The 9,556-nt window shown below is 75.9% G+C and carries 9 protein-coding genes and 1 riboswitch; of the genes, 5 read left to right on the plus strand and 4 right to left on the minus strand.

Translation table 11 applies throughout. The annotated features are described in order from the left end of the window. Positions 1-1,318, plus strand: a 1,318-nt coding sequence (locus tag ACWENR_RS27025; RefSeq protein ID WP_452279767.1) for a CDP-glycerol glycerophosphotransferase family protein, incomplete at its 5' end; no start/stop codon positions are given. 25 nt (positions 1,319-1,343) lie between these two features. Here the strand turns inward: ACWENR_RS27025 and ACWENR_RS27030 are convergent. From ACWENR_RS27030 to ACWENR_RS27045, 4 genes are all read right to left on the minus strand, one after another. Continuing rightward, complete coding sequence (locus tag ACWENR_RS27030) at positions 1,344-2,087, minus strand: alpha/beta fold hydrolase (protein ID WP_452279768.1); 744 nt, start codon at positions 2,085-2,087, stop codon at positions 1,344-1,346. 103 nt (positions 2,088-2,190) lie between these two features. Beyond that, entirely contained in the window at positions 2,191-3,021 is an 831-nt protein-coding gene (locus ACWENR_RS27035; RefSeq protein ID WP_452279769.1) for a C39 family peptidase, read from the minus strand. A gap of 231 nt (positions 3,022-3,252) precedes the next feature. Further along, positions 3,253-3,394: riboswitch (cyclic di-AMP (ydaO/yuaA leader) on the minus strand. 285 nt (positions 3,395-3,679) lie between these two features. Then, positions 3,680-4,438, minus strand: coding sequence for a hypothetical protein (locus ACWENR_RS27040; protein WP_452279770.1), 759 nt, complete (start codon positions 4,436-4,438; stop codon positions 3,680-3,682). Positions 4,439-4,630: 192 nt separating this feature from the next. Next, positions 4,631-5,122, minus strand: a complete 492-nt coding sequence (locus tag ACWENR_RS27045) for a hypothetical protein (RefSeq protein ID WP_452279771.1) — start codon at positions 5,120-5,122, stop codon at positions 4,631-4,633. Positions 5,123-5,283: 161 nt separating this feature from the next. On the opposite strand from ACWENR_RS27045, the gene ACWENR_RS27050 reads away from it, so the two are divergent. The 4 genes from ACWENR_RS27050 (at position 5,284) to pseI (ending at position 9,516) form a co-directional block, all read left to right on the plus strand. Next, positions 5,284-6,609, plus strand: coding sequence for a polysaccharide pyruvyl transferase family protein (locus ACWENR_RS27050; protein ID WP_452279772.1), 1,326 nt, complete (start codon positions 5,284-5,286; stop codon positions 6,607-6,609). An 89-nt stretch (positions 6,610-6,698) separates the two neighbouring features. Next, positions 6,699-7,949 (plus strand): glycosyltransferase family 2 protein, encoded by a 1,251-nt coding sequence (locus tag ACWENR_RS27055; protein ID WP_452279773.1) that lies wholly within the window; start codon positions 6,699-6,701, stop codon positions 7,947-7,949. Further along, on the plus strand, positions 7,946-8,467 hold the full coding sequence (locus ACWENR_RS27060; protein WP_452279774.1) for a GNAT family N-acetyltransferase: 522 nt from the start codon (positions 7,946-7,948) through the stop codon (positions 8,465-8,467). The genes ACWENR_RS27055 and ACWENR_RS27060 overlap by 4 nt, the downstream gene beginning before the upstream one ends. Further along, positions 8,464-9,516, plus strand: coding sequence for a pseudaminic acid synthase (pseI, locus tag ACWENR_RS27065; protein WP_452279775.1), 1,053 nt, complete (start codon positions 8,464-8,466; stop codon positions 9,514-9,516). Before ACWENR_RS27060 ends, pseI begins: the two co-directional genes overlap by 4 nt. Positions 9,517-9,556: the final 40 nt, after the last annotated feature.

A 9,556-nucleotide genomic window follows, 5' to 3' on the forward strand; every position in this document is an offset into this window, starting at 1 on the left:
CGCCGTGGTGGCGGCGGCCGCCGCGGCGACCCTGCCGGCCTGGGTCGCGCTGGTCGCCGTCGCGCTGGTCGCCGCCGGCGCCGGGGCGGTCGGGCTGGACCTGGCCCGGCGCCGGTTCCGGCCGGGGGCGGGCGGGTCGCCGGTCACCCGGGCGCTGCGCCGCCACCAGCCCGAGTTCCTGCTCTACTTCTCCGCCCCGCCCGGCTCGGAATACCAGGTCACCATGTGGCTGCCCTACCTGGAGCGGATCGGCCGGCCGTTCCTGGTCATGCTGCGGGAGCCGGAGTTCCTGCCCGCCGTCGCCGCTGCCACCACCGCGCCCGTCGTCTACTGCCCGACGCTCAAGGCGATGGACGAGGCGCTGGTGCCCAGCCTGCGGGTCGCCTTCTACGTCAACCACGGCGCGAAGAACAGCCACTGCATCCGCTTCACCCAGCTGACCCACGTCCAGCTGCACCACGGCGACAGCGACAAGGCGCCCAGCGCCAACCCGGTCTCGGCCATCTTCGACCGGATCTTCGTCGCCGGCCAGGCCGCCGTCGAGCGGTACGCCCGCGCCGGCGTCGACATCCCGGCGGAGAAGTTCGTGGTGGTCGGCCGGCCGCAGGTCGAGTCGATCGAGGTCCGGCCGGAGCCGGCGCGCGGCCTCCCGCACCCGACGGTGCTCTACACGCCGACCTGGACGGGGCACCACGCGGACGCCAACTACTGCTCCCTGCCGGTGGCCGAGGCGCTGCTGCGCGGGCTGCTGGCGCGCGGCGCGACGGTGATCCTGCGGGCCCACCCCTACACGTCGCAGAACCCGGCCTCGGCGCGGCAGCTGGGGCGGCTCACCGAGCTGCTGGCCGCGGACCGGGCCCGCACCGGCCGGCCGCACGTCTTCGGCGCCGCCGCCCGCGAGCTGACCCTGGCCGAGTGCGCCAACCGCTCGGACGCGCTGGTCTCCGACGTGTCCGGGGTGATCTCCGACTACCTCTACTCGGGCAAGCCGTACGCGGTGACGGACATGGGCGGCGAGGGCGACCGGTTCGCCGAGCGCTTCCCGCTGGCCGGCTCGGGATACGTGCTGCGCCACGACATGGCAAACGTCGACGAGGTGCTGACCGCGCTGCTGGACACCGACCCGCTGGCCTCGGCCCGCTGGGCCACCCGGACCCGCTACCTGGGCGACTTCCCCGCCGACTCGTACGCCGAGGCGTTCCTCGACGCCGCCCGGCGGCAGCTCGACGCGGGCTGGAACCCGCCGGTGCCACGCGCCGCCGGCGGGGCCGACCTGCCGGTCGAGCCGGACGAGGCGACCCTCTCCCCCAGCGCCTGACCCGCCGCCCGGGACGGCGCGGCTCTCAGCGGTAGGGGTCGACGAGGGCCAGGACCGCCTCCGGGTCCTCGACGTGGGCGTTGTGGCCCAGGCCGGGCAGGGTGGCGACCGGTACGCCCAACTCCTTGAGCTGGGCGTCGGTGACCATGGGGTCGTGCTCGCCGCGGGCCAGCAGCACCGGCACGTCGGTCGCCGCCAGCAGGGCGGGCAGGTCCGGCTCGCCCACCGCGAACGCGGCCGGGTCCATCGCCAGCCGCCAGCGGCCGTCCACCTGCCGCAGCCCGGCCTCGACCACCGGGTGGTCCGGCGCGAAGAGGCCCGTCAGGCCGGCCACCCGCAGGTAGCGGCGGGCCGCCTCGTCCCGGCCGGCGAACCAGGCCACCGGGCGGCCGGCCAGTTCCCCGGCCCTGGCCAGCTCGGCCGGGGACCAGACGGCCTTGATGCCGAGCCCGACCACGGCGTCGACGGGCAGCCCCGCGGCGCGGGCGGCCAGCGCCAGCCCGACCACGCCGCCGAGGGAGTGCCCCAGCACGACGAGCCGGTCGCCCGCCGTGAGCCCCGCGGCGAGCCGGTCGGCCAGCCCGGCGAACGAGTACGCCGGCAGCGGCGGCGACCACCCGTGGCCGGCGAGGTCGGGCGCCAGCCACCGGCCCGGCCACCGGCGCTCCAACAGCGGCGCCCAGGGCAGCCACACGTCGCCGGTCGCGCCCATGCCGTGCAGCAGCAGGAGGACCCGCCGGCCGTCCCGGTCACCCGATTCATCGACCATGGCCCGCAGTGTGCCACCCGCCGGCCGCCCCGGCGAGGGCCGTGACCCGGAGACGACATCGGGCGCCGGCCCCGGGTGGGGGCCGACGCCCGACGGGTGTCGATCAGGCGGAGTAGCCGCGGGTGGCGGCCCAGTTCGCCAGGGCGATGGTGGACATCCAGTACGAGGCGGTCGCCGGGTTCGCCGAGTCGGCGATCTTCACCAGCCGCCCCTCGTCCTGGTAGCCCACGACGGCGACGTAGTGGCCGCCGGGGAACGAGTGCCAGCCCCCCTCGGTGTCCGTGGCGCTGCCGGCGACGTTCACCACGACACCCCGGCCGCCGGCGACGGCGGCGACCACGTCGGCCTGGAGGCGGTCCATCTGCGCCGGGGTCGCGGCGCTGCCCGGGATCATCCGGGTCCGATACGGGTCGCCCTTCACCGTCGCGTTCAGCACCCGGGTGGTGTCCTCGGCGGAGTCGGTGCCCATCTCGTCGGTGCCCAGCTGGGCGCCGAGGGCGTCCTGGCTGCGGGCGACGCCGGCGGCGCTGAGGGCGTGCCGGACGGCGGCGGGACCGCAGTTGTAGAAGGTCGTCTGGGCCTGGTAGTCGTAGTCCAGGGTCTTGGACTTCGGCGGCTTCGGCGACTCCGCCTTCCGGGTCACGTCGGGGTCCGGCCTGGTGCTGGTGGCGCTCGCCGAGGGAGCGCCGGACGTGGCCGGGGCGGCCGTCGACGGGACGGCCGCGGTCCGGGCCTCGCCACGGGAGGCCGCGGTGTCGTCACGCAGCTCGGTCACTGCCGCCGGGGCCTGCGCGGCGGCCGGCGAGGCGTCGCCGTCGGCCAGCAGCGCGCCGGTGCCGGACGCCAGCACGAGCGCGGCGGCCGACGCGGCGGCCACCTGGTAGGGACGCTCGGACGTCAGGCGGCGGAGCTGTCGCTTGAGGTGGTGCTTCATGGTTTCCTCCACGGGCTCGGGGGGTGAGCGGCCGTCGGTTCCTCACCGCAGGAGGAACCGACCGCACGGACGGCGTCCGGCGGTGGTGGACCACTCAGGGGATGCGCCCGGGATGCCGGGCGACGGGCGGTGACCGGTGGGTCAGCTCGTGGCGTACGGCCGGGCGAGCGCGGGCACCGCGGCGCCGTGGAGGCGGCGGCGGGGGGTGGCTGGGTGCTGCACGAGGAATGGAACTCCTTCCGACACCGCCGACCGGGTTAGCTGACGGATTCGGGCGGGAAGAACGCCCTACCACGGGCCGCAGCCCGCGGATTCACCCCGATGTTGCAGTGGGTCCCCGGCTCGCCTGTGCACGATTAGGCGGGTCGGCGCGGCGTCGCCTCTTGCGAACGGGTACCGCACCGGACGCGCCGACATTACTGGCCGGTCGGCGGCCTGCCAACCCGCTCCCACCTGCCTAAACCTTGATCGCGCGACTTTTTTGCGGGCAGCTCGACACTGACGTGACTCAATGGGACGACCGTTTCCACGCGCGCCTTCGGGCGACAACCGGACGAGCGGCCGACAATCGGCGTCGGATCGCCGGCGAAAATCGGCCGGGCCGCGCCGGATGACCGTTTCGGCTCCGCTGTGACCGGCGTCACCGAAATGCCGCCGCTCAGCCCACGCGGGCGGGGCGCCAGCGCGCGGCGGGCGCGGGACGGTGCGCGGCCGCCACCGCGCGGGCCGCCGGGAGCCGGCCCGGCCGGAGCCGGGCCGCCGCGGCGTACGCCTCCGTGGCCAGGGCGCGGGCCGCCTCGGCGGCCAGGTCGGCGTCCCGCCACGCGAGGCGCTCCCGCTCGGCGGCGGCCCGGTAGGCGGCCCGCTTCGCGTCGCGCACCGCCCGGGCCAGGACGATCTCCTGCTCCGCCGGGTGCCGTCGGGGATCCCAGCCCGACCGGTGGCCGAACACGTCGCTGAGCTGGCGGGCGGTCAGGTCGCCGCGCCAGTGGGCGGCCATCGCCGCGTGGTGCAGCCAGCGCTCGCGGGCGGCGTACTCGGCGGGCGTGCGCGGGGTGCGCGGAGCAGGCAGGAGGGCGGCCCCGGTGAACCGGCGGGCGGCGGTCTCCGCCTCGTCGTACGCCTGCCACGCCCGGTCGACCGCCTCCTGCGCGGCGAGCCAGTCGGCCCGCAGCCGGCGGGCGGTACGCGCGGCGCGGTTCGCCGCGACGGCCACCTCCTCGGCGTAGCGGCGCAGGTCGGCCGCCTCGGTCGCGGGGTCGTCGGCGGGCGGGGCGGCCGGCGCGTCGGCGGGCGGGACCCGCTCCGGGCGGGCGACCAGGACGGCGAGCACGGTCAGGGCCAGCAGGAGCAGGGCGGACCAGATGGCGGCGGCCCGTGGCACCCCGATCAGGAACTGGTAGAGGACGTTCTCCATGGTCGGCACCTCACGGGTAGCGAGTGCGGCAGCGGGGGCACCCGGCGGCGCGGCGCGGCCCGACGGGTGCGGATGGGGTGGAAGGCGAAGCAGGGGCACCTCGCGGCCCCTGAGGCAGCGGCAGGCCCTCGCCGACGCCTGGGGCGGACACGGTCCCGGGGCCGGTCGCCGGCCCTGCGGGGGTGGTGCGGCTCAGCCGCGCGGCGGGGCGCGGGGGCCGGTGGTGCCCGGGACGCGCGGGGCCGGGTCGATGGCCGGGCCGACCGCGATCGTCGCCGCGGCCGGGCCCGGATCGGCCGCGGGGGCGAGGGCGACGGGGCCGGCGGCGGCCCGCTCGTCGGCGCCCCCGGCCTCGCGGTCGCCGACGCCGGGGCCCGGCAGGCCGACGGCGACCGCCGGAGCGAGGCCCGCCGCGAACGGCGGCACGGCGAGGGAGGCCGCCGCGAACGGCGGCACCGCGAGGGAGGCCGCCGGGACGGGGCCCGTCTTGCCCGGGGAAACATGCGCGGGGAGCGTCACGGCAGGGGCCGGGGCGGCGGACGGCGGACCGGCGGGGGCCGAGGCGGCGGCGGGGAGCGCCCCCGCGCCGACGGCGAACGCGACCGCGACCGCGAGCCCGGCGAGCAGCCGCGCGGCCCACCGCGCCACCCACCACAGGGGACAGGTGAGCACGACGGGCAGCACGCGACCACGCTACCGCCGACGCCGCCGGTCCGCATCGCCGCCGGGCGTGTCGCCACGGACCGCTCCGGCCAGGTGGACGGGCGCTCGCGCGGGCGGCGCTGTGCCTCGTCCGCCGGGTGGCCTAGTATGCCGTGACCCGGAGGTGACGAGAGGCGAGGCGAATGCACCAGCGGATCCTGATGCGGGCGAAGAAGGGCCCCTTCGACGTCTACTCCCCCGAGGAGTCCCACGAGGCGAACTGGATCGGCGAGAACAACGGCAACCTCGTCTTCAGCCATGCCGCGCACAAGCTGCTGCAGACCGCCACCGCCGAGATCACCCCGACCGAGTTCAAGGTCAACCCGCGCGACGCCGACATGATCAACGAACGGTACGACGTCTACGTCGTCCCGCTGGCCAACGCCTTCCGGCGCAGTTACGCCCACCGCATCGAGCTGATGACGAAGCTCGTCGAGCGGCTGAAGATCCCGGTCGTGGTGCTCGGCGTGGGCGTGCAGACCGACGTCAACGGCGACCGGGAATACCTGCGCCCGATCGACGACGTGGTGACCCGGTTCGTCAAGGCGGTGCTCGACCGCTCCCACAGCATCGGCGTACGCGGTGAGATCACCGAGGGCTATCTGCGCACCCTGGGCTTCTCCGCCGTCGACGTGATCGGCTGCCCGTCGATGTTCCTGCACGGCGACAGCCTGCGGGTGGCGAAGCGCAAGGCGGCGCTGGCGCCGGAGGACCGGGTCGCCCTCACCGTCTCGCCGTACGTCAAGTCGATGGCGAAGATCATCGCCCGGCACCACGAGCGGTACCCGAACCTGCGCTACCTGCCGCAGGACCTCAAGACGCTCGGCACCCTGCTCTACGGCGATGCCCCCGAGGACCGGGGCAAGTCCAGCGCCATCCCGATCCACACCTCGCACCCGCTGTTCACCGAGGACAAGGTGCGGATGTTCGTCGACCCGTGGACCTGGATGGACTACCTCTCCCGGTTCGACTTCGCGTTCGGCACCCGCATCCACGGCACCATCACGGCGCTGGTGGCCGGTACGCCCGGCTACCTGTTCGCGCACGACTCGCGCACCCTGGAGCTCGCCCGCTACTTCGACATCCCGCACCGGGTGATGAAGGAGGTGCCGGCCGACGTCGACGCCGCCCAGCTCTACGCGGAGGCGGACTACACGGCGCTGGTCGAGGGCCACAAGGCGCGCTACGAGACGATGCTCGCCTTCCTCGCCAGGCACGACCTCGGCAACGCCTTCGCCGACGGCGACAGCGCCGCCCGGTTCGACGCACGGGTGCGGGCCACCACCTTCCCGCCCGCCGTGCGGCCGGCCGCCGCGACGCCGCCCGACGTGCTGCTGGAGCGGATCCAGTGGCTGCACGACCGCAACGCGCAGCTTCGGCAGGACGCGGAGGCGCTGCGCGAGCAGCGCCTGCGCTCCCGGGTCAAGCGCGCCGTGGGCAGCCCGGTGCGCCGCATGCTGAACCGTTAACCCCGCGCTGGGCGGCTGTTCAGGGACTTCACCTTCGCCGGCAACGTGAGGTTCCGGGGCCGTCCATCCACGCCGTCGATGGTGTCGGCGTGGTCATTGAGCCGACGCAAGCACCGCTGCTGAGCATCGTCGTGCCCGTGTACGGCGTCGAGCCGTACCTCTACCAGTGCCTCGAGTCGATCCGCGCCGACGTCCCGGCCGGCGAGGCCGACGCGGTGGAGGTGGTCGCCGTGGACGACGCCTCCCCGGACCGCTGCGGGGAGATGCTGCGGTCGTACGCGGCCGGGCGGGCCGGGATCCGCACGGTGCACCTGCCCCGCAACGTGGGCCTGGGCCCGGCCCGCAACGCCGGCCTCGACGTGGCCGCCGGCGCGTACGTCTGGTTCGTCGACAGCGACGACTGGCTGCCGCCGGGCACGATCCCGGCGGTGCTGGACCGGCTGCGTCGGGACCGGCCCGACGTGCTGATGCTGGACCACCTACGGGTGCACGAGGGCGGCCGGCGGGAGGTCGACGCGAGCAGCCACCTGCTGCGCGGCGTGCCGGGCGTGGTCCGCCTGGCCGACCGGCCGCAACTGCTGCGGGTGCAGCACACCGCCTGGAACAAGGTGGTCCGGCGCGGGTTCATGGCCGAGCTGGGGCTGCGCTTCCACCCCGGCTGGTACGAGGACATCCCGTTCAGCCATCCCCTGCTCATCGGCGCCGAGCGGATCGCCGTGCTGGACCGGGTCTGCTACCTCTACCGGCAGGGCCGGCTCGGTGCGATCACCTCGACCCGCAGCCGGCGGCACTTCGACGCCTTCGACCAGTACGAGCGGCTCTTCGACTGGCTGGACCGGCACGCCCCCGACGACCGGCTGCGGGCCGAGCTGTTCACCCTGATGGTCAGCCACTACCTGGTGGTGGCGGGCAACGACGGCCGGCTGCACCCGCGGCTGCGACGCGCGTTCTTCCGCCGGGTCGCCGAGCACTACCGCCGTTACCTGCCCGGCGCCGGCTACTCGCCGCCGGCCGGGGTGGCGGGGCTCAAGCACCGGCTGGTCGGCCGGAACAGCTACCTCGCGTACGCCACGCTGCGCCGAGCCGACCGGGCCGCCGGCCGGGTCCGGGGCAGGCGACCGACCCCGCCGGCCGCCCCCGCCCCGGAGCCCACCCCCGCCCCGGACGCCGGACCGGCCACGGACGCCGCACCCGCCGGAGAGGCCACAAAGGCCGCGCAGGCCACGGACGCCGGGCGCGCCGGGCCGGCCACGGAGGCCGGGCACGCCACGGAGGCCGGGCGGACCGCGGCCGGGACGGTGGCGACGGACCAGGCCGCCGCGCTGGCGAGCCGACGATGACCGGGCTGCCGACGGCGACCGGGTCGCTGCGGCCCGCCGACGACGGGGACCTGCGCCGGATGCTGCGCTGGCGCAACCACCCGCAGGTGCGCGCGGTGAGCCTGACCAGCCACGAGATCGGCCCGGCCGAGCACGCCGCCTGGTGGTCGCGGGTCCGCGTCGACCCGGACCGGCGGGTGCTGGTGCACCTGCACGACGGCGAGCCCGCCGGCGTGGTCACCTTCGCCGGGTTGACCTCCCCGGACCGCGCGCTCACCTGGGGGTTCTACCTCGACGTCGGCGGGCTGGACGCCCGGGGGGAGCTGCTGCCGGCGTGGCTGTCGCTGGAGCGGGCGGCCGTCGCGTACGCCTTCGACACCCTCGGGGCGCGGACGCTCGGCGGCGAGACGCTGGCCGCCAACCGGCCGGTGCTGGCCCTGCACCGGCGCTTCGGTTTTCGCGAGGTCCGGCGCTACGAGCGGGACATCGACGGCACGCCGCACCAGGTGGTGTGGACGGAGAAGAGCAGAGGAAGATGACGGCGACAGTCAAGATCGGGCCGCACGCGGTCGGCCCCGGCGAGCGACCCCTCGTGGTCGCCGAGATGTCCGGCAACCACAACGGCAGCCTCGACCGGGCGCTCGCCATCGTCGACGCGGTGGCGGCCAGCGGGGCGCACGCGCTCAAGCTCCAGACGTACCGGCCGGACACCATCACCATCGACGTGGACTCCCCCGCGTTCCGCCTCTCCGACGGGCACGACCTGTGGGGCGGCGAGCGCCTGTGGCAGCTCTTCGAGCGGGCCCACACCCCGTACGAGTGGCACGCGCCGATCTTCGAGCGGGCCCGGCGGCACGGCCTCACCGTGTTCTCCTCGCCCTTCGACGCGACGGCGGTGGAGCTGCTGGAGGGGCTGGACGCGCCCGCGTACAAGATCGCCTCGTCGGAGCTGGTCGACCTGCCGCTGATCCGGCTCGTCGCGGCCACCGGCAAGCCGCTGGTCGTCTCCACGGGGATGGCCACCGTCGGCGAGATCGACGCGGCCGTACGCGCCGCGCGGGAGGGCGGCGCCGGCGGCATCGTGCTGCTGGCCTGCACCGCGTCCTACCCGGCGCCGCCGCGGGACAGCAACCTGCGCCGGCTGCCCGTCCTGGCCGACGCCTTCGGCCTGCCGGTGGGCCTGTCCGACCACACGCCGGGCATCGGCGTCCCGATCGCCTCGGTGGCGTTCGGCGCCTGCCTCATCGAGAAGCACGTGACGCTGCGCCGGGCCGACGGCGGCGTCGACTCCGACTTCTCGCTGGAGCCGGCGGAGCTGACCGCCCTGACCGTCGAGTCGGAGCGGGCCTGGGCGGCGCTGGGCGGCACCGCGATCGGGCCGACCCCGACCGAGCGGGAGGGGCTGCGGTTCCGTCGGTCCCTGTGGGTGGTGCAGGACGTCCGGGCCGGCGATCCGGTCACCCCGGCGGTGGTGCGCTCGATCCGGCCGGCCGGCGGGCTCCCCCCGGCCGACCTCGACCGGGTACTCGGCCGCGCCTTCGCCCGGGACGTGCCGAGGGGGACGCCGCTGAGCTGGGACCTCGTCTGACCGACGGGCGACGCGAGGGGGCCCGGTCCGCGCGGACCGG

Source organism: Micromonospora sp. NPDC004336, from assembly GCF_053602615.1.